Below are 21,233 nucleotides of genomic sequence, written 5' to 3'. Positions count from 1 at the left end.
GCTTATGACCCTTGCACATGGACTTAGCCCGGTGATTGATCGGCTGGAATTTGTTCTGGAGAACAAGGTTGTTCCTGCGCCTTATGACCGTTGGGGTGCACGGCTTTTGTCGCATTTGAACAAGCCGGTTCAGGTGGTTGTGACCGGGTTCAGAAGCAGCGGTAAATCGGCGTTGATTGAAATGATGTCGGGGCGTCCGGTCATCGGGCATCAGCTTGATGTGCCGGTTACCGAGCTTGCCTTTGGCGAGAGCGAACGGGCGCTGTTTGAGAAAAGCGATGGGTCCGTGATCACCGAGGGCGGGGTGTTGAAGGATTGCACATGCCCGGTTGATGCGGTGTTGGCGCGGCAGGAATTGCCCGACGATGGGCTGCGCAGTCATAACTTTGTCGAGATCGGTTTGCGCGGTAGCCCGGAGCAGAAATATGCGGCGCTTGAGGCGGTCATTGCGCGGGGTGATGTCGTTATCTGGTGCAGCGAGACATTCGGTCCGGAGGAGCAAGCCCTTTGGGCCGAGGTGCCCGACCAGATCAAGGATCACAGCTTCTTGGTTTTGGCCATGGCGGACCGGCAGGTGATGCGCGGGTCATTGACGAGCAATATTGAGCGGCTGGCGCCGATTGTGGCCGAAGAGTTCATGGGGCTTTTCCCCATCGCCACGATCCAAGGCATTGTGGCGCAAACTGCGGGCGAGTCGTTGGACGACGCGTTGTGGCGCTCGAGCGGGGGGCGCAGTTGATGGCACCGCTGCGCCAGCAAATCAAATCAGGGCGCGCCGCCGACATAGATCAGGCGGTGGTTTTCCTTGACCGTTTGGCGCTTTGGTCGATTGACGCCGAAGACGATAGCGAAGCGCCCCAAGCCGAGACACAGCCCGATGCGACGCCAAAGCAAGCGCCGCAAACCCCAGAAGATGCCGATGCGTTGCTGTCGGATGTGAGCGAGAAAATTGAGCGGGCAAAGGAGGGTGCGGGCGATGATGCGACGGCTGATTTGCTGTCTGATGCTGTGGACCTGTTGCAGGATCAAGCCATCCGAATGTTGGACGATCTTGACCAGAGCGGGGGGCTGGAGGCCGACGCGGTTTTGCGCAGTTGCACCGACGCGATGGCGAGCCTGTTTGATCTGCTGAACACCGCGAAATCGGACGATCCTGCTCTGCGGGAGTTACGTGATGATGTGCAGGAGGGGGAGGAAATGTTGATGTTGTTCCAGCTTGAGCGCGGGGATGAAGCGGCATTGGATGCGGCGACTCTTTTGTTGCAGATCAGAAAAGAACTTATCGAGAAAACGGCGGTGTGATGGGTTTTCTTCACCGCAGCCTAGAGCCCAGACGGGCCGATCTGAGAAGTCGAAACGGGTGTTTAACACTCAAGCGCAAACTGAAACCGGGTATAGAATGAAGATCAACGAGACATTCGAAGCAGCCACTGAAATCCGGCCGTCGGGCGGTTCGGCCAAGCTCAGAACGGGTATGGAAGAGCTTGAGACCTTCGCAAGTGAGGCGCTTGCGCTTGAGGGTGCCTTGGACAGGCTTGGGCAGTTGGCCGGTGAGCAGAGCCGTCGCACGGTGACGCGTCTCAAGCAGCAGCTTGCTGCGTTTGAGCCGAGCGTTACGGTGCTTGGGCAGGTGAAATCGGGCAAGACCTCTTTGATCAATGCGATGGCGGGTTGGACCGATCTTTTGCCTTCGGATGTTAACCCTTGGACCTCGGTTGTGACCTCGCTGCATTTGACCCCGGCGGAGGAGCGGGCCGAAACGGGCGCGAGTTTCCAGTTCATGACCGAAGAGGAATGGGATCGGCTGACGGACAAGGGCGGGCGGATCGGTGAATTGGCCGGGCGCGCCGGCTCGGAGAGCGAGTTGAGCCGCATTCAGGACCAGATCGAAACGATGCGCGACAAGTCCCGCGCGCGGTTGGGGCGGAATTTCGAGCTGTTGATGGGGCAGCAGCATGAGTTCGGTTACTTCGACAAGAACCTGCTTGAACGCTATATCTGTCTTGGCGACGATTTCGACGAGGAAGAGGCGGGCGCGCCGGAGGATGAGCAGGGCCGGTTCGCGGATATCACCCGGTCGGCCGAGCTTTATCTGAATTGCCGGTCAGTGCCGTTCCGCATGTGTTTGCGCGACACTCCGGGGGTAAACGATACGTTCATGATGCGCGAAATGGTGACGATCCGCGCGCTTCGAGACAGCCGGATTTGCGTGGTTGTTCTGTCTGCCAGTCAGGCTCTGACCTCGGTTGATATGGCGCTGATCCGTATGATCTCGAACCTTAAGTCGCGTGAGGTGATCATTTTTGTGAACCGCATTGATGAGCTGTCGGACCCGGCCAACCAGATGACCGAGATCGAAGACAGCATTCGCAACACCTTGGCCAATCACGATGGCCCAAAAGATGCAGAGATCATTTTTGGCAGCGCCTATTGGGCGGGCAAGGTGTTGAACGACGAATTGGGCGACATGCATGAGGCCAGCGCCGATGCGCTGCTCAAACTGACCAAGGCGGTGCTCGGCTCGACCGAGCTCGACCAATCGCCGGCCTCTCTGGTTTGGGAAATCTCAGGCTTGCCGATGTTGATGCAGGCCTTGTCCTCGCAAATCGTGACAAGCCTTGGCGTGCCTTGCCTCAAGAAGGTTGCCTCTTCTGCGGTGGCGATTGCGTCGTCACAAACCGCGGCGCGCTCGGTTATGGTTGAGAGCGATGACTTTGAGCCTGAGGTGGCTTTGGCGGATATGGCGGGCGCGTTTGAAAAGCTGGAAACGGCGAGCCGGGCGCGGTTTGACCGGGCGATGAGCGCGATACTGGCTGCGTATTGTGAGCGCGCGGATCGGGTGCATAATACGTTCATTGAGCGGGCCACCCATTCGCTGTTGGAGCACCTTGAGCGCTATGGTGAGCTTGAGGTTTGGGAGTATGATCCGGCGGGGCTTCGTATCTTGTTGCGCTCGACCTATTCGACCATGGGGGCGCGGATGCGCAAGGAGGCCATGGCGCAATATGAGGCGACAGTTTCAGAGGTGGCGCTGCTTCTTTATCGCGGGTTTGGTCCGGTGGTTGAGGGCGTGCAGATCGGGGTTCCAGAAGCTCCGGCCATCCCGTCACCAGTTGCCCTTGGACAGACGATCGCGCTTGATTTCAATGATAGCTGGTGGGTGTCGTGGTGGCGGCGGCGGCGCGGTTACAAGGCGTTTGCCAAGCAGTTTCAGGATCTGATCCGCGCCGAAACCGAAGATTTCATGACCCAGATGAAGGTCGTTCAGACCAGTCAGATTCGCGATGCCCTTGAGGCCGAGCTTGTCCGGTTTCTGGCCGAGCAGAAAGCCATTCTGTTTGACCTGATATCACAAGGGCAAGGCGACGGTGACGTTGAAGACCGGCTTCTTTCCATGAATGCGCAGGGCGGTCGAGCGGCGCTTGAAAGCACGCTGGATGAGCTTCGCGGCTATGCCGCATGAGAACCGCGCGATGGCTGGATAGAGGTTGAATGAACAAGGAGACGACAGTGACCCACACCGACACACTCAACGCCGCAGCAGCGGACAAACCCCGGCTGGCTTTCATGGGCGAATTCAGCGCGGGAAAAAGCACTTTGTCGAAGCTGTTTCTTGGCAATGCGCCATTGCCAGTGCAGATCACGGCAACGCGTCTGCCGCCGGTTTGGATGAGCTATGGCGACGAGGCGGCGTTTGCGGTTGGGCATGATGGAGTGGAGACCGCGATTGACGTCAACGCGTTGGAAGACGTGCGATTGGAAGAGACGCGGTTGATCCGGCTGTTCAGCCGATCCGAAACGCTGGAAATTTGTGATTTGATCGACATGCCGGGCATTTCCGATCCGAGCATGTCGCCGGATGTGTGGAAATCCGTGCTGGACGAGGTCGATAGCGTGGTCTGGTGCACCCTTGCAACGCAGGCTTGGCGCCAGTCGGAAGCGGCGGCGTGGGAGATGATCAAAGAGCGGACCAATGGGGACAACATTCTGTTGGTGACCCAAGTGGACAAGCTTCGCTCTGAGCGGGATGTGGAGCGTGTGATGGCGCGCGTGGGTAAAGAAACCAAAGGGCTTTTCAAGGCGGTTTACCCGATTTCGATACTTGAGGCGATCAATGCCGGTGATGATTTCGCCAAGTGGCAAGCCAGCGGTGCGGCCGAGTTTGTCGATCACGTGGTGGAGTTGCTGTTGCAGCCATCGGGGCAGGTTCAGGTTCAGGGCAAAACGCAGGCGCAACATGCGGTGCTGGCGGAGGATGCGGAGATTGCCGATGTGGCGAGCCAAACAGCCGCACCGGAGGCGGCGCCCGAACCGGTGATTTACAACGAGAGCAGCGTCGTGCCCAAGCGCGTGCGCGTGCTGACCGAGATGCGTGGGCAGACGATGCGACCCAGTTCGCTTGCCGGTATGGGGCTATGACGCGCGCGGTTCTGCATATGCAAGCCGGTGGGGGACGGTGATGAGCCTGACCGAACGCCTTGAAGACATGCGCCGTGGCGTTGCCGACTGTGTGCTGGTGTCTTTTGGCGACCTGTCCAGCGGGCTTGTGTTGCGCACAAGCGCGGCGCGGGCGCCAAGCAGGATTATCTGGATCAAATCCTGCAACAGGCAGCGTTACGCTTTGACGCGTCCGATGCGGTTGCCTCTGTCGCGGAGGAGGGGGTTTGCCAAAACGAGGTTTTGATCGCCACGCCGGGTGAATTGCGGGTGTTTATCCGCTCTCAAGACAGCAAAACCGATGTGGTTGTTTGCGTGTGTGAAAATGCCGATGCGCTGAGCGAGATCAGAGCTTTCGCGCAAGGAATTTTTCACGAAATGGCGGAGGCTGCGTGATGGGCACCCCGGCCAAAGTTCTTAGCGAAGATCGCGGCGCGTTTAGCCGCCGTTTGCGCGAGACATTGCAGCGGACCGCCATGGAACGTGATGCGGTTCTGGCAGAGGCTCACAAACCGATCACCGATGGTGATGCGCTTTTGCGCAGTGTCATTGAAGAAATCGACGGTGCTATTTTGCCGCGCAAGATTGCCGTTGTGTCACCTAACGGGGTCGAGGCCGCGATGGTCTTGGCAAACCGGCGCATGCTTGAGCTTGGGTCAACCGGAGCGGAGATTGAACCCGACGGCGACAGCGACGGGCGCTTGGCGTCGCTCACCTATGCTCAGGTTTTGCGCAAGATTGGAGAAGTGACGCCCGGGGTTTCCCTGAAGCGGCTCGGGCGTGCGGTTGCGCCAACCACAAGCAGCGCCTCCTGTTCGGCGGCGACACTTGAGCAGGCGAGCGCGCGGTTGCAACGGGGCAACCGCTTGTTGGCGTTCTTTCAATCGGTGAGAGGCTGTGCGAAGGCCTGTGTCCTTCATCAGGGGGCAGATAAAGGCGTGCGGCAGGGTGGGCAAAAAGACCTTTTGCAACGACTCGATCTGCTTGACCGGATTGCTGAGACTCAACATGCTACGCGTAAGGGGTTGAAAACCTTGGGGCGGGCAGAGCCCACCTGTATCGTGCAGACGCTTGGTGCGGGTCATCAGATGGTGATTGCGACCGATGGCGACGAGCGCTTGCTGGCGGCGATTGGCGCCGCGGATTGTGCCTCTGTTTTGAGCACTTGGCAGTTTATCTATTCCAATTCATAGATTTAGGCCTGTCAAAAGGCATCTGATCGGGTCCACAGTGGGGCTCTGGATTCGGAACAGCGGCAAGTTTGTTCAAGCTTGGGCTGTGTGCGTATCCTGTTCTCAGCCAACAATCAGAGCCCACAACCATAAGTGTGGTCTTTTTATGGCTATTCTCCTTTAGATAGAAAAATTGATGGACATTCCCGCCACAATTTGGACAAATGTCGTTAATGCAGTTTAATGAGAAGTTAATATGAACCGCTCTTGGATGCCATCAATGACTTTGCCAGATGCCTTAGTCGGTCCCGCGATCAAGGGGCAAATGCCCGGCGATTGGCAAAGCCGCTTGCGTGCCAAGGTAACGCCATCTGTCGAGAAGCGTGACCCGGATCCGGTTCGAACACTTGACCATATCCAGACCGCAAGCATTTCCTTTCGCAATATGAGTAAATATGGCGATCTGCTGGTGCGATACCTTGAAGTCAGGAAGGAAATCTTTCTGGACCAGCTGCATTGGACTGTATCAACCGCCGATGGCATGGAGTTTGATCAATACGACACGCCATTTTGCCGCTGGATCGTGCTCCACCAACATGGCGAAGTGCTTGGCGGTGTCAGGGTGATGCCGACAAAATCCAGCTGCGGTATCTATAGTTATATGATTCGTGACGCGCAGCAGGGGCTGCTTGACGATCTCCCCACCGACATTTTGTTTTTTGAGGCCCCGGTCGAGGACAATGTCTGGGAGGCGACGCGGTTTTTCGTGACCGATGCGGTTCCCGCGCGGCTTCGGCTTCGGGTCCAGAGTATGCTTTTTCATGCCATGAGCAAAACGGCTGTGGAAAACGGGGCGAATTATATCCTTGGTATCGTTCCTGAGCTTTGGTCACGGTGGGGACGTAGGCTTGGGGCCAAGGCGACCCCGATTGGAAGCAAGTTCACAATCGACACAACAACCAGCCAAGCGGTTCTGTTTCGAACCAGCGATTACTTCTCGTAAGGCAAAATACCGCGTTTTGGGCCACAAAGCGGCCTTTTCCCGCATACTGTTGGCGTTTTGACGGGTTTGATTCGTCTTTAGGCTGTGCATTCTGTGAACAATAAGAGTGCTTAAGCGCCAATGTGTCTGGATTGGCATCAATGCCTTTATGCTGGCTGTATTAAAACAAGTTTGCGGCGAATTCAGCAGGTTATCGTCTCAAATTGAGCATAATGATTTGCGACAACGGCTCCGTAACCCGAAGCTTTCGGATAGGGGCCAAGCAAATGACATACCAAGGCAAAGACAAGTTTCAGCGAAAACTTGAACTTCGTGCAAGAAAGACCGACGGCTTTAGGATTCTCATCGTTGATGACGAACCGAGCATCTTGGAGTTGGTGAAAACCGCATTGGAAACGCTTGAAGGCTATGAGGTCTTTTGCGCAGGAAATGCGACTGATGCTCTTGATATAGTGGAAAAAGAGCAGACACCGTTCGATTGCTTTCTGCTTGATATCCAGATGCCGGATGTCGATGGTATCGAGCTTTTGTGTGAGCTGCGAGAAATCCCGGAATACTATGAGACCCCGATCCTTATGCTGACGGCGATGAGCGACCGTAAGTATATCGACGAGGCGTTCCTTGAAGGCGCGACGGATTATGTGAACAAGCCGTTCGACTTTCTTGAGCTTCACAGCCGTATCCAATGTGCGAACAGCATGGTTGAGCTTCGCCGCGCATCAGAGCGCAACATGGAATGCGCGAATGAAATCCGCCGCAAGCTCAAGTCGGTGCAGGAATTCTCGCTTGAGGAACCGATTTCGATCAAAGGCTACAAGCAGATCCTGCGCTATGTGGAATTTGACAACTACGTCAATCAGTTGGCCCGAGGCAAGATGATCGGGACGCAGGCGATGTCGGTCATGCTTCAAGACGCCGATATCTTCTTTGAGAGCGCGGGTTGTGACAGTTTCCGCGACGCAATCGAAGATGTCGCCGCCGTCATTCAGGACGCGTTGAACGACTTGCACGGAATTTTCTCCTATCGTGGGAACGGCGTGTTTATGGTGATTTTGCACAATCCCAAGGACGTGGCCGCGCTGCATGGGACGGCGAAACTGAGCGATGTGTTCAAGAAGCAGACGATGCGCCATGTCACCGATCCGCGTGTTTCGGTTTTGGTGGGCGAACCGGTTGCGATGAGTCCTCTTTTGCCGCGCGGCGCCAATGGGGCTTTGCAGAAATCGCTTGCCAACGTGCAGCGGCTTGAGCGCGATTTGCGCAGGCAACATGACGCGGGGCATCACAAAGTGCATGCCGATGTCGATGACACGGAACACACGAACACCAAACGCATGTATGAACATGTGTTGCACGAACTGTTTGGCGAAGAAAGTTATCGCAAGCGGCTCTGAGCCATCACAGTTTGGGTGGCTGCGTGAATGGGATTTGCGCCGCCACCTGAGCTCTCCCAATATGAATGCTAAAACGCGACTTCGTTGAATGAATTTCAACGAAGCGTTGTGTTTGTGTTGCTGAGGCTCTTTCAAATGGTTAACAATCAATTCGCGGACAATCGCCTTATTTAGGGCGTTTTGTCTATGCTCCTTGCGGCGTGTGTCTGCGGCTTGGATTGATTTGGACGAGTTTCAGATGTTTTTTGGAAGTCTCTCCGGCTGATGACAGTTTCTGACTCTATTTCAGTGCATTGGCGCGCCGTTCAGACCTCCGTGAAATCGCCGAAGGGCTAAGTGGGAAGTAACGCGGTGGCGATAACGATTCCAAAGACGACAGACGCCGTGCCGATCGCTGCGAAACTGGCGACCGAGCCTGTTGGGCTGATTGAATTCGCAAAGCTGGCCGGGCGGAACATGCTTGAGGTGATCCCTGCGGAAACGCTGAGCGAGACCTATGTGCGCGGGCCGCTGAAGATTCATTACATCTGCGACCCGGAAACGATTACCGAACTGCTTGTCGGGGCGGGGCGGCGCAACCCGAAAGCCAAGTTTACCAAGGACATCATTGGGTCGGCTGTTGGCAACGGGCTGATCCTGTCGGAAGGCAAGAAGTGGCGCGCGCAACGGCAGCGGTATTCACCACTTTTTGCAGCGCGCAACCTGCCGCTTCTGGCGCAGCATTTTGCGAATACCGGCATCGAAGTGGCCGACAGTTTGGCCGAAGGGCACGGGCTTGTTGACGTGGCGCAGATGGCGCCGGCATCAACGATGACCAACATTTCCCGAGTGATATTTTCGGGAAATGAAGAGGTGTCCGCAGCGGAAATTCGCGCCGGGTTAAAGCGGTATTTTGAGTATATCTCTGACATATCCCTGTTCGATCTTATGCAGCTTCCCAAGTGGATACCGCGGCGTAACTGGTTGAAAAGTAAGGCTCCTGTTACGTCCATGCGCGAGCTTGCGCGGCAGGTGATCGACGAGCGCAACAGCCAGAAGCGAAGTGAGCCGCAAGACTTTCTCGACCTGATGATCCTTGCGTTGGAAGAAGATTTTGAGGACGCGGAAACGACGATAGACAACCTGCTGACATTCGTGGTCGCAGGGCACGAAACCTCGGCCAATGCGTTGGCCTGGGGGTATTATCTTTTGGCGATGTACCCGGAGGCGCAGGCCGCCATTCGCGAGGAGATCCGCTCGGTCTGTCCTGATGGGCCAGTCGGTTTTGAAGACGTGCAGAACATGCCGCTATTGCGTGCGCATATCAAAGAGACGCTGCGCCTATACCCTTCGGCGGCCTTTTTTGCGCGCGATTGCGCAGAGAGCCTGACGATCAAGGGCGTGCGTTATGAGAAGGGCGATGCGCTGTTTTTTCCGGTGTATTCGCTGCATCGCAACAGCAAGCTTTGGGACGCGCCGGAGCATTATCGCCCGGAGAGGTTTATGGAAGGCAAAATTCCGCGCGGCCAGTACATTCCTTTTGGGGACGGACCGAGGATCTGTATCGGGGCGCAATATGCGGAGACCGAGATTATGGTTCTGATTGCCAGCGTGCTGCGTAAGATTGAATTTTCGCTAACCGATGCGCCAATTCCGCGGCCGGTTTTGACCTTCACAATGCGGCCGGAAGGGCCGATGATTCTGAACGCGACGCCGGTTTGATCCATTGGCCGCGAGAGCAATCGGGGCGGTTGTGGCGGTTGTGGCGTAACTTTTCATCCGATGACAGATTTTTGTCTGAATGCAGACTAAGTTCGCCCATAAGTTCGCCCTTAAGACTGAGTAACAACGATAAACGAGCAGTCGATAATAAAGCTGAACAGGTTTGACCATGCCGCTTTTTGAAGCGTTGAAATTGGACGATACGACCCGTGCGCCAGACGCTCGGCGGCTTCAGTATATGAAAAATTATACTTGGTCGGCTTTTGCCTTGATTTGGCAGCGGCAGGCGATCTACCTGACCACGGCTTTGCTGACGGCGTATTACTTTGATGCGTTCAACGCGGCGGTGTTTTATTGCACGATCCTGTTCTGCGAGCTGCAGGATGTGATGATTGCCCGGCGCGTCCGCAAGCTTCAGGTGAACCAGAAACGCGAGATCCGGTCCTGTTTAATCTGGATTCTTCTCAACACGGTTCTGAGCTCGGGGGCGATCTGTCTGTATGCGATTTCGGTGGCATTCAAACAGCAGACCGGCGGGCATTTTACACCACTCTTCTTTCTGTTTGCGGCGGCTCTTTTCGCGGCGATGAATAACCACCAGATCGTTTTGGCTTTGGCCATTCGTCTGGCGATGTATGCCGTTTCTTTCCTTGTCATCGTGGTCAAGGATATCTGGATGGTGCGCCCGCCGATGGATTCCGATCTTTGGCTCCAATTCTTCACGGTTGTGTTTGTGATGTACTTTCTGATCGATTGTTCGATCGTGTTCCTGAGGCTTTACCGCAGGAACGTGCAACAGTTGGAGGAGCTGCGGATTGAGCATGAGCGGACAAAGGCGGCCTATATCGTCAAAACCCAGTTTCTGTCGACGGTGAGCCACGAGTTGCGCACGCCACTTACGTCCATTAAGGGGTCGCTTGATCTGTTGAATTCCGGCGCGGTTGGCCCGGTTCCAGAGAAAATGAAAAGCCTCTTGAAAATGGCCGACAAGAACAGCGCGCGCCTGTCCAACCTGATTGATGATGTGCTTGATCTGCAAAAGATCGAGGCCGGTGAAATGTACTATCACAAAGAGGTTCTGAGTGTTCAGGACCTTGTGAGCGAGGCTGTGGCCAGCAACATGGGCTATGCGACCGCGCATAACGTGAATCTGGTGGAAGAGTGTCCGGCGGGTGATGTTGCGTTGCTTATCGACGGGGACGAGACGCGCCTGTTGCAAGTTCTGGCCAACATGATTTCCAACGCCGCCAAGTTTTCGGACGCGGAAGGCGTGGTAACGGTAGGTTGTGAGCGTATCGACGACAAAATCCGGATTTACGTCAGGGATACAGGAGTTGGCATTCCGGAAGGGTCGAAGGACAAGGTTTTCGGCCGCTTTAGCCAGCTTGATTCATCCGATCAACGGCGCGCTGCGGGCAGCGGGCTTGGCATGAACATCTCGCAGGAGATTGTAGAGCACCACGACGGCATCATTGATTATGAAAGTGAATACGGTAAGGGCTCTACATTCTTTATCGAGTTGAAAGCGCTGAATAAGGAAGAGAGCGCGTTTCGCCAAAAGGATCTGACGGCTGGCCGAGCGGCGATCGGGATACCGACGCTTCGGGCCGGAGATAGGGCCAGAGCCATAATCCACCTGCTTAAACGCGAAGTCTGTGAAACCTAGGTGCAACCGACGCATCGTTTGATACGTGCGCGACACCAGTGATCCGTCACCAGTGCAGCGCGCCATCTGCACCCATGTCGCGACCCGTTTTAACCGAGCGTGCTTAGGGCCTGACTGACGCCTGCGAGAAAATCGCGGCGTTGCACCGGCTTCATCAAGCGGACGTCTTCGGGGCGTAACCCATTGCCGTGAACCGTCGCTTCGCTCGCGTAACCAGATATGAAGACAACCGGAAGCTCTGGCTTGAGCGCCCGCAAAGATTTGCTCAGTCCGGGGCCTTGCAAACTGCCGGGCATGACGATGTCAGTCACCAACAGATTGAAACCGGGGTCGGCTTTGAAAATGGCCAAAGCCTCGTCACCGTTCATGGCTTGGGACACGCGATAGCCTTCCATTTCCAGCATTGTGGCCAGAACTGTGCGAACGGCCTCTTCGTCTTCGACAAGCAAGACGCGGTGTGTCCCTGAGGGCGGGGACAGGGCAGGGGGCTCAGAGGCGGCGATCTCTCTTGCGGTCGTTTTGACTGCTGGAAAGTAGAGTTTGAAGGTCGTTCCCTTGCCGGGCTCGGAGTAGACCTGAACCGTGCCGCCGGACTGTTCGACGAAGCCTTGAACCATTGACAGGCCGAGCCCGGACCCGGCGTCGAGCCCCTTGGTCGTGTAGAAAGGTTCAAATATCCGCGCCATCAGCTCGCCAGAAATGCCGCAACCCGTATCGGACACGGCAAGCATCGTGTATCGGCCCGAGGGCACTTCAACCGTGCGGGAATCCATGTAGGATTGATCAATTCGGATATTCGCCGTCTCGATTGTGAGCTTGCCACCATCAGGCATGGCGTCACGCGCGTTCAATATCAGGTTCAGCAGCGCCGCTTCGGTTGAGGCGGGGTCGGCTTCAATGGTCCACAGCCCGCCCAAGAGCGAGGTTTCGATTTCGATGGTCTCGGGCAAAGCGCGCCCCGCCCAATTGCGCGTTTCTCTTACAAGCTCGTTTAGGTTGACGGGTCGCGGTTCCAGCCGCGCTTCCTTGGCAAAGGCCAACATGCTGCTGGTCAGGTCGGCGCCGCGCCGGGTTGCACCGATGCCTGCATCAATCTTTTGGATCTTGTCCGGGTCGTTTTCGTCAAGGCGCAGAAGCTCTAGATTGCCCATGATCACCGCAAGCAGGTTGTTGAAGTCATGCGCGACGCCGCCGGTCAGCTGGCCAATGCTTTGCTGCTTTTGTGCGCGGTGGTTAAGCTCTTTTTGGTGCTCAAGCTCTTGCTCTCGCTCGACCTGTTCTGTGACATCAAGGATGAGGCTGAAATATTGGGTTGATCCATCGTCACGCCGGTTTGGCTGGCTGCGCAATTCGATCCAGAGATGTTTGCCTTGTGGAGTCACGATTGGCATGATCGCGTGCCATTGTTCGAGATTGCGGGTGGCTTTTGCGAGGCTCAGCATCATCTCGTCCACGGTGTCTTTATCTCGTATCAAGCTCCAGAGCTTCATGGCGTCAGCTTCGGCCTCGTCGGCCTCGATGCCAAAAATCCTGAAGCAAGCGTCCCGGTTGAAAAATTGGATCTTGTCGTCGGGGCCCGGCATCTCGTGTCCTGCCGGAATGGTGTATGAGTTGGCCGCCCCTTTCAGGTGGGCCAGAATATAGGCAAGCCGGGAGTCAGTTTCGGCACGGGCTTGTTCGTGTTCAACCTCGTAGGTCACGTCGAGCACGATCACATCCAAACGCTTTTTGCCCTTGCTTATCGGGGTCGCGCTGCCGTGCAGGTCAAGCCAGCGGCGGCGTCCATCGCGATGGGTGATTTGATGGCGATGGGTGATTGTTTTGCCGGAGGTAACGCAATCAATCAGCAAATCGTCCAGTTCTTGGCGGTGCTCCGGGGCCAACGCGCTGGATAGCAGCGAGGGATTGGCAGAGGCTTCTTCCTGACTATATCCCCAGATGTCCGCGCACCCGCGGCTGACAAATGTCGGCAGACCCAGCTGTGCGCCTTTGGCGTCGAAGCTCACCATTGCGCCGGGCAGGTTTTCGGCGATAGAGGCCAGTTGGTTGGTCGCAACGAGGCGTTGCTGTTCCGCGTTGCGGATTTCTGTCAGGTCCGCATGAGTGCCGATGAAGCGGACAGGTTTGCCAGTGGCGTCCATTTCTGTAACCCACTGGGCGCGCACATGGCGCACCTCTCCATTCGGACGGATCGCGCGGAAATCCACCTGATCATAGATTTTTTCGCTCGACCAGGTTTGCCGTAATGCCTGTAGTAGTTGCGGTTTGTCATCGGGGTGAACGCGCTCTAACCAATCGGCCACGGGCACCATTCCCGGTTGGTGATCGAGTTGATAGATCGCGATCATCCCGGCGTCGTAATGCGCGTTTTCCGCGCCGTTGATGTGTTCAAACATGCCCATGCCGGAATGGCGCATAGCGAGTTCAAGGCGTTGGGCAAGATCCGTGTTTTGCCGGATTTCGCGGGCGGCATTGTGGGCGACCCGCAGCAGCCACCACATTATCAGGATAGAGCAAATGCCAGCCACAGCTATGGCGGCGGTTCGAACAAAGGCGGCGGTAAGGGTCGGGGGAACAATGCCGCGCGGGACAAGATAAAGCAGCGGCGAATACTAAAAGAAAACGAAGCCCAAAACGAGAAAGCCAATGGCATTACTAGGCGGCATCGGCCATGGGCGCGGCGGCCGCAGGCGTGCCACGAGCAGCCCCGACAGGATAAAGCCGAAAAGGACATAGAGCCCCATTGCAACGAAAGGGCCGCCAAATTGAACACGAGCAATTGTAACGAGAGACGCCGCAATGGCGGCCCCGATCGGCCCGCCCAAGTAGCCAGCAAAGATCAACGGACCGGCATTGGCATCAATGGGGCCGCCGACGTCTTGCATCACATATGCATTCGAGGTCAGAACGATGGTTAAAACGCCAAAAACGAAGCCGATGAGGGCTTGTTGCAACCGCAGGCGCCCCTGAAGACGCGGCGAAACGAAAATCAAAAAGCAACCCAGGCCGGCCAGCGTGACACTACTTAAGCTTTGAAAAATAGAATAAAACATGGGTTGGTGGGAGTCCTGCACAGGCTAACTCAAACAGTGTTACCATGCAGAGGATGCGAACGAAGACTACAATTTTTAAGTTGTCTATTATGGCACCACTTCAACCTGTGGGCCATCCGAGCTTTTCGAGGGTTTGATGGTAAAGATGACGCCTACATCTTAGTGTTACACCTAGGTGCTTGGCTTGAGCATAGCAGGCGTCATTGGGGCCGACCTCTGGGTTGAGAGAGCCAACCAGTCGCAACAATTGCGATCAGACCGCATAGCAGGATTTTTGGGTGCGCCAGTTTGTATGTTGAGGGCTTTGGCTTAGCCGCTTGATTTTGGAGGCGAGTACCGGAATCGAACCGGTGTACACGGATTTGCAAGACTAGGTATGCGCCTGATTTTAATCGCATATTTGTTTAGACATAGGGCGATTTTCCGCGAGACAAAGCGTGAATGTTTAGAGGCTAAAAAGACTTGATAGGTATTATGTTTGCGGGTCTGACAAGGGGCAGCTTGCGAACAAATCTGGCACAGGAAGCGGCCGTTTCTGGAACTCTTTAAATATTTTGGATTGGGCGATAGGCTCGTTCGTGACTATGCAAAGCAGCTAATAGGCAAAGTTGTGTTTAAATTATTCATTCGACTTTTTTTCAGGGGAAACTCTCGCGTTACGAAATCAGTGCAGAGAGGCCCGTACACGCCCGACAACAAGGCTCGTCAACTGGCCACGCGGCCAAACCCATATAGGTCACCTCCTAAGCCCGTCCCGAAAGTAGTTCCTCAAAGTGATCCTCCTCTCGAAACAACGCTTACTGGCAAATGTTATGTCGTGGATGGTGATACGATTAGAATTGGAAAAGTAAGCATCAGGCTTGCCGGTATTGACGCGCCTGAGCTGGATCACCCTTGGGGCAAGAAGGCTAAGTGGGAATTGGTGCACTTGTGTAAAGGTCAAACGATCACGGCGGAGATTGAGCCGGATATTTCATACGATAGATTGGTTGCCACCTGTTATCTTCCCGATGGGCGAGACCTCAGTGCGGAAATGGTGAAACGAGGCTATGCCTTGGATTGGCCCAAGTTCTCTGGTGGCAAATATAGGCATTTAGAGCCTCAGGGTGCCAGAACAAAGCATTGGAAAGCTGCCGCGAGGCAGCGCGGGCATATGGGCGTTTTTCATAAATAACGGCCCATTCCGGACCTTGGTGCACAAGACCTCTAACGACCGCTCCCAGCCTATAGCCGACATGCTGTCTGCCGTCAGAGCGCGACGGTTGCTCACGTAGGTCGGGGCGGAAATATTGCCACCGCCCAATATTTTTCATCGAAATTGATTGCTCGACACTAAAGGACCGGCCTATGGTTGTGCAACCGTCAGGCTATGGGCACAGTTTTCGAGGTCCCGAAAGAGTATTCGTGAGACAGGGGAAATACTAAAATTGTTAGACGACAACTTTGTTGATGAGTGGTTATTCAACCTCATGTTAAGGCGGGAAGTTCTTGAAGACTTCGAGGAGCCAATTCGTGAACTCGTTCGCCTATGTCGAAACTCAAATGAGTTTGAAGTTATCGCACACACTATGGAGCACCTAATTGTTCTGACTTCAAATCAACTATCTGGAAACCTTGCTTTGATGGCTAAACATATAAAGGAGAATGTGGACGATGGATCACCTCTTGCGATTGTGGGTATGGCTTGGGGCGAAAGTCCTGATAGCTCCCAAGCAGTGGTCCAATCGTTGAAGCTCAAATTTCGAAAACACTCAAATGTCAAACTATTCAATAGCGTTCCGGAGTATCTTAAAAAAACATACATTCAGGAATATCCGAGGTTTGTATTGGTTGATGATTTCTCCGGAACAGGCGGCACAATCGAAATTCGGATGAAATCAATCATGAACGGCGCAAAAAGCAAGGGCGTCGAAGCGATACCTCACATCTGTCTTATGTTTGGCATGGACAAGGCCCATGAGAGAGTGGTCGAAACATGGCCAAACACTCACTTTTGCAATAAAATAAAAGCTGGGATTAGTGGGCACTTTGACGGTGAGAAATTAGCTGAGACAATTGCAAATATGAAACGCTTAGAAGAGGAGCTCGCTCCCGTTATTGGTGAAGTCAATCTTCCATCCTTCGGACACGGCGAATCCGAAGCTCTGTTTTTCATTAAGGGGAACAACGCCCCAAACTCAAATTTCCCTATCTTTTGGTGGCCGATTGATGTGGCCAATAAAGATAGGCACACTATCATGGAGAGGGCTGAACTTTGACTGATGTTCAGTTGGCCAAGATCGACCTTCTTCTTCTTAGGCAAGCCTTACGCGCGCCTGATGGAATTTTTGTAGCCGGTATCACAGCAAAGCTCGGCCTGTCTATGGGCGCCACTGTCAGTGCGTTTCGAAGGCTCAGAAAGCATGGTTTCCTTAAGCAGCGAGCTTCAACACTAATCCTTACGTCAAGGGGAAGGGGTTGGATCATGGAGAATCAACATTTATTTGCTTTTGATGGCAAACGAAGCTGGCGGGATGTGCCAGAGCACTTTCTTGCAAATACTGTCGCTCCATTTGAACCTTACGCTCCAAAAATATCTAAACTATCAAAGGCAAAATTTGGAGTTGGCGATGAGTGATCTAGTTGGTATGAAGGCACAAGGACGGTCGGCACTAGCGTTTAGAAGTGTAGTCGCTTCTACGGTTAAGGTCCGCGATAACCTGGCGGGAACTCGTTTTTCGAGTTACTCGAAAAGCCAAGTTCCCGTGAGCTCTTCTTCCGAAGGCTCCATATGTGATTCGAAGATGTCTTTGTTTTCTATTCGAAAACAAAGCCACTTCGCTTCTCATATGGCAGCGATGCAAGCATCGAATTGATCAAGTAGTGTCGATCGTTCCATTACATACATCGAAGGTAGGCCAATGGGAGCGCTATTTTCGGGATGTCGGACTTCGCGAAGATCTGGTGAATTCTTACTTGCCGTTTGTTGGCGACTGTATCAAACAAGATATCCCCCCAATTTTTGAACGTGAACATCTTGCACTTCTGTTGGGAAGAGACCTCCAAACGATGACTGCAATGATGGAGGGAACAGATAGTTTCTATCGGAGTTTCAGAATCAAGAAGAGGTCCGGAGGAAGTCGAGAGATTCGTGCTCCTTATCCGTCACTGCTCGAAGCGCAGCGCTGGATTGCCGACAATGTTCTGGCTTCGATAAAATTGCCAAATTGTGTAACAGGTTTCCGGCCAAACTATTCAATTTTGGATAATGCAAGAATGCACTGCGGTAGGGATGAGTTGCTAAAAATAGATATCAAGGATTTTTTTCCTTCGATCAGTTTTCGGCGGATCATGTATGTCTTTGTAAAATTAGGCTATCCTCAGAATGTTGCGTATATGTTGAGCAAACTTTGTACACTTGACGATAAATTACCTCAAGGTGCAGCTTCGAGCCCGTCATTGAGCAATATAGTGTGTCAAAGTATGGACACTCGTTTTTACCGTCTGTGTAAAGCAAACAGATTGCGCTATACAAGATATGCAGACGATATAGCTATATCTGGAAAGAAAATTCCAATTGGAGTGCGTCGACTTTTATTCGAAATCATTGAATCTGAGGGCTTTGAAGTAAATGAAAAGAAAGTTCGTTTCCTACGTGAAGGCGAGAGGAAAATTGTCACGGGCTTAGATATTACATCGGGTTCAGTTCGGGTCACCCGTCGTTTCAGACGAGAGATACAGAAAGACGTGTATTTCGTCTGGTCTGCAGGTCTTTCCGCTCACATATCGAGGCGTAAACTGTTCTTTCCAAACTATATAGATCATTTGGAGGGTAGAGTGCAGTTTTGGGCAACGGTTGAGCCAGGCAATCTTCAGATGCTGAAAACGCAGCAACGCGTAAAAAGCCTTCGTATTAAGTATGGTCCTACCAGAGTTTAGTTTCATATCTCGGATTTAGCAGTACGTCTGCAGCGAACGTCCGAAATGACGCGCAGCACCGTAGCAATCCAGACTGTCGACAACGGTCTGATTTGGGCTGTCCACGACCTTTGGTCCAAGCTGTACCTCCCGACTTTCCAAACCTCTCTTGCTGCACATAGCAGACCTTGTAGCAGACCGCAGCGAAAGTCGGCTTCCCGCCCCTAATTGCCAACAGTAGATCGTCGGCCCTGCCGCGAAAGGCGTCGTAGGCGGCCTGAGGTGCGTTTAGATCGCCTCTCGGGCTAGTTTGGGTAGGTGAAGGTGCCGAAAGGTGCGCGGTGCCTTCTGTCGCGCGCTGTGACTGCTCCTTGATTTGAGCGCCAGCGCCGTTGCTTGAAGCGTTGACGCGAGCCTCCTGATCCCGGAGAATCAAAATATCGAAGGGTCAGGAGGCGGGAAGCATACTCCCCCCTTGTTCCTGTATGCACTTAGCGACAGAAACGCGTATCTTGAGATGACCGATTTTGCGCCAAAATAGCGTCAAGAAAAATTTTCACGCACCGAGAAGAATTCAGCGCGTTTTTGCCCCATTTGTTGCGCAAATGTCGCGGTTCCCTGTATGCACTTAGCGACAGAATTTTTGGACGGTCGCAGAAAACTTTTTTGGCATTGTTGCCCGCGAATCAGGTCCGGCCTAAATTTTCAACAACGCTCGTTTGCATGGGCGTCAGTCGCACATTCAGCCAGTTTGGATGCGCAAACAGTTGGAAATTTGAGGACCTCAAGGCGAAGCCGATGGCAAGGGCAGGGATAGAACAAAAAGCACTGGAGCTTCTTCGCACGTTTGAGCGTGCGGGGAAGTCGGTCAGCCGCGTATCTGTCGATGGTCGGAAAATCGAACTGTTTCTCGTTGAGGAAAAAGAGAGTGATGAATTTGAGAGGATAGATATGCGCCATGGCAAAACGTGAACTTCCAAAGCACGTCTACAAACAACGGAACGGGCTTTACTTTCAGCGGCGGGGTTGGCCCACAAAGAAGTTTGCCAACGAATTTGGGACACCTGAATTCTGGAAGGAATACGCTGATATTCTAGCGGGAAGGGCGGAGCCTTCGCGCGTCAATATTCGCAATTTTGGCGCTCTTATTGATGACTATAGGGCTTCGCCGCGTTACCGCAGGCTAAAGCCTCGCACGGCGCTGGACTATGACAAATATCTGGATTTCTTTCGCTCCATAATGGGGGCGCAAACCCCGCTAATATGAAGCGAAAGGACGTGATCCGGTTGCGCGATGCGAACGCCAGTCGAGCATATTTCGCGAATTACTCCCTGCGTGTGCTTCGTGTTCTCATGGAGCATTGTGTTGACTTGGGTTGGCGCGAGACAAACCCGGCGCGTGTCTGACGTCAGCACCTATGGGACAGATATGAGGATTTGAATAACGGAGGGTTTCTGGTTCATCGTAGCCTTTAAGGAGCGAAGATGAACAAGAAGCCCGGAACATCGAAAGGCGCAGCTGACAAGCTGGTCAAAAACATCCGCCGCAAGACCCGCCAGACCTACTCGGCGGAGGAGAAGATCCGCATTGTTTTGGCCGGATTGCGCGGGGAGGAAAGCATCTCGGCGTTATGTCGCCGCGAGGGTATTTCTGACAGCCTGTATTACACTTGGTCGAAGGAATTCCTTGAGGCTGGAAAGCGTCGTCTTTCCGGCGACACGGCGCGTCAAGCGACATCGCCTGAGGTGAAGGAGTTGAGATCTGAGGCCATGGCCCTGAAGGAATGCGTGGCCGACCTCACCTTGGAAAACCGTCTGCTCAAAAAAAGCATGACAGGGGCTGGGGAGTTCGAGGAATGAGGTATCCAGCAACCGAGAAGTTGGAGATCATTCGCACAGTTGAAGGGTCGCATCTGCCAACCAAGAAGACCCTTGATATGCTGGGCATCCCGCGCACCACATTTTACCGATGGTATGACCGATATGTCGAAGGTGGCTTGGATGCCTTGGCAGATCGTTCGCCACGTCCAAAGTCGGTCTGGAACCGCATCCCTGATATCCGCCGTGACGATCTGATCGAGTTTGCGTTGGAGCATGAGGCACTGACCACACGCGAGCTGGCCGTTAAATATACCGATGAGAAGCGATATTTTGTCTCTGAATCATCGGTTTACCGCATCCTGAAAGCCGCTGATCTGATTACTGCGCCGGACTACGTGGTGATCAAGGCCGCCGATGAGTTCACGGACAAGACCACCGCCATCAACCAGATGTGGCAGACTGACTTCACCTACTTCAAGATCATTGGCTGGGGCTGGTATTACCTGTCCACCATCCTCGACGACTACAGCCGCTACATCATCGCCTGGAAGCTCTGCACGAACATGCGGGCCGAGGATGTGACCAGCACGATCGAGCTGGCGCTTCAGGCATCGGGCTGCGACCAGGCCGTGGTCCGACACAAACCCCGTCTGCTCAGCGACAACGGATCCTGTTACATCTCTGGCGATCTGGCCAAATGGCTGGAGGATCAGAAGATGGACCACGTTCGCGGAGCGCCATTCCACCCGCAAACCCAAGGCAAAATAGAACGATGGCATCAGACCATGAAGAACCGTGTTCTGCTGGAGAATTACTACCTGCCCGGTGATCTCGAGCGACAGATCGGGGCCTTCGTCGACTACTACAACAACCAGCGCTACCACGAGAGCCTGAATAACGTCACACCCGCCGACGTCTACTTTGGACGGGACAAAGCCATTCTGAGAGAAAGGGAGAAGATCAAGAAACTGACGATCCGACAACGCCGCTTGCAACATCAAAAACAAGCCGCATAATCAATCACGCAACCGAACCAGAGCCTCCAATGTTCAAGCCGCTCTGATGTCCCATTTTATATGACGACTGACA

At 54.0% G+C, this 21,233-nt stretch carries 19 protein-coding genes; 17 read left to right on the top strand and 2 right to left on the bottom strand.

Annotated elements, in window-relative coordinates; genetic code table 11:
* Positions 1–4 precede the first annotated feature (4 nt).
* From N4R57_16480 to N4R57_16435, 10 genes are all read left to right on the top strand, one after another.
* On the top strand, positions 5–739 hold the full coding sequence (locus tag N4R57_16480) for a hypothetical protein (protein UYV36583.1): 735 nt from the start codon (positions 5–7) through the stop codon (positions 737–739).
* Positions 739–1,302, top strand: coding sequence for a hypothetical protein (locus tag N4R57_16475; GenBank protein ID UYV36582.1), 564 nt, complete (start codon positions 739–741; stop codon positions 1,300–1,302). The genes N4R57_16480 and N4R57_16475 overlap by 1 nt, the downstream gene beginning before the upstream one ends.
* 97 nt (positions 1,303–1,399) lie before the next feature.
* Entirely contained in the window at positions 1,400–3,463 is a 2,064-nt protein-coding gene (locus N4R57_16470) for a dynamin family protein (protein ID UYV36581.1), read from the top strand.
* A 47-nt stretch (positions 3,464–3,510) separates the two neighbouring features.
* Complete coding sequence (locus N4R57_16465; protein ID UYV36580.1) at positions 3,511–4,419, top strand: hypothetical protein; 909 nt, start codon at positions 3,511–3,513, stop codon at positions 4,417–4,419.
* Between the two features lie 40 nt (positions 4,420–4,459).
* Entirely contained in the window at positions 4,460–4,684 is a 225-nt protein-coding gene (locus tag N4R57_16460) for a hypothetical protein (protein UYV36579.1), read from the top strand.
* Between the two features lie 148 nt (positions 4,685–4,832).
* Positions 4,833–5,630, top strand: coding sequence for a hypothetical protein (locus tag N4R57_16455; GenBank protein UYV36578.1), 798 nt, complete (start codon positions 4,833–4,835; stop codon positions 5,628–5,630).
* Positions 5,631–5,889: 259 nt separating this feature from the next.
* Positions 5,890–6,612: an N-acyl-L-homoserine lactone synthetase gene (locus N4R57_16450; protein ID UYV36577.1), complete on the top strand. Its 723-nt coding sequence runs from the start codon at positions 5,890–5,892 to the stop codon at positions 6,610–6,612.
* Positions 6,613–6,878: 266 nt separating this feature from the next.
* On the top strand, positions 6,879–8,006 hold the full coding sequence (locus N4R57_16445) for a response regulator (GenBank protein UYV36576.1): 1,128 nt from the start codon (positions 6,879–6,881) through the stop codon (positions 8,004–8,006).
* 351 nt (positions 8,007–8,357) lie between these two features.
* Complete coding sequence (locus tag N4R57_16440) at positions 8,358–9,707, top strand: cytochrome P450 (GenBank protein UYV36575.1); 1,350 nt, start codon at positions 8,358–8,360, stop codon at positions 9,705–9,707.
* Positions 9,708–9,876: 169 nt separating this feature from the next.
* Entirely contained in the window at positions 9,877–11,373 is a 1,497-nt protein-coding gene (locus N4R57_16435; GenBank protein UYV36574.1) for a HAMP domain-containing histidine kinase, read from the top strand.
* Between the two features lie 89 nt (positions 11,374–11,462).
* Here the strand turns inward: N4R57_16435 and N4R57_16430 are convergent, their stop codons facing one another.
* Entirely contained in the window at positions 11,463–13,874 is a 2,412-nt protein-coding gene (locus N4R57_16430) for a PAS domain-containing protein (GenBank protein UYV36573.1), read from the bottom strand.
* A 111-nt stretch (positions 13,875–13,985) separates the two neighbouring features.
* The gene (locus tag N4R57_16425) at positions 13,986–14,447 is read right to left on the bottom strand and encodes a hypothetical protein (GenBank protein UYV36572.1); all 462 of its coding nucleotides are present in this window, start codon (positions 14,445–14,447) and stop codon (positions 13,986–13,988) included.
* A 796-nt stretch (positions 14,448–15,243) separates the two neighbouring features.
* On the opposite strand from N4R57_16425, the gene N4R57_16420 reads away from it, so the two are divergent.
* The 7 genes from N4R57_16420 (at position 15,244) to N4R57_16390 (ending at position 21,160) form a co-directional block, all read left to right on the top strand.
* Complete coding sequence (locus N4R57_16420) at positions 15,244–15,600, top strand: thermonuclease family protein (GenBank protein UYV36571.1); 357 nt, start codon at positions 15,244–15,246, stop codon at positions 15,598–15,600.
* Positions 15,601–15,853: 253 nt separating this feature from the next.
* On the top strand, positions 15,854–16,684 hold the full coding sequence (locus N4R57_16415) for a hypothetical protein (GenBank protein UYV36570.1): 831 nt from the start codon (positions 15,854–15,856) through the stop codon (positions 16,682–16,684).
* Positions 16,685–16,890: 206 nt separating this feature from the next.
* Entirely contained in the window at positions 16,891–17,043 is a 153-nt protein-coding gene (locus N4R57_16410; GenBank protein UYV36569.1) for a hypothetical protein, read from the top strand.
* 245 nt (positions 17,044–17,288) lie between these two features.
* Positions 17,289–18,344, top strand: a complete 1,056-nt coding sequence (locus N4R57_16405) for a reverse transcriptase family protein (GenBank protein UYV36568.1) — start codon at positions 17,289–17,291, stop codon at positions 18,342–18,344.
* Positions 18,345–18,989: 645 nt separating this feature from the next.
* Positions 18,990–19,295 carry a hypothetical protein gene (locus tag N4R57_16400; GenBank protein UYV36567.1) on the top strand — a complete coding sequence of 102 codons (306 nt, stop codon included), beginning with the start codon at positions 18,990–18,992 and terminating at the stop codon, positions 19,293–19,295.
* Positions 19,282–19,590 (top strand): hypothetical protein, encoded by a 309-nt coding sequence (locus N4R57_16395; protein UYV36566.1) that lies wholly within the window; start codon positions 19,282–19,284, stop codon positions 19,588–19,590. Before N4R57_16400 ends, N4R57_16395 begins: the two co-directional genes overlap by 14 nt.
* Before the next feature lie 218 nt (positions 19,591–19,808).
* Positions 19,809–21,160, top strand: a protein-coding gene (locus N4R57_16390) for an IS3 family transposase (protein UYV36565.1) whose coding sequence is annotated in 2 segments (ribosomal slippage) — positions 19,809–20,145 and positions 20,145–21,160 — 1,353 coding nt in all. Because the reading frame shifts where the segments join, the coding sequence is not laid out codon by codon here.
* Positions 21,161–21,233: the final 73 nt, after the last annotated feature.

It is taken from the genome of Rhodobacteraceae bacterium D3-12 (assembly GCA_025916135.1).
Taxonomy (GTDB): Bacteria; Pseudomonadota; Alphaproteobacteria; order Rhodobacterales; family Rhodobacteraceae; genus JAKGBX01.
This window is presented reverse-complemented; position numbering and strand designations above follow the sequence as displayed.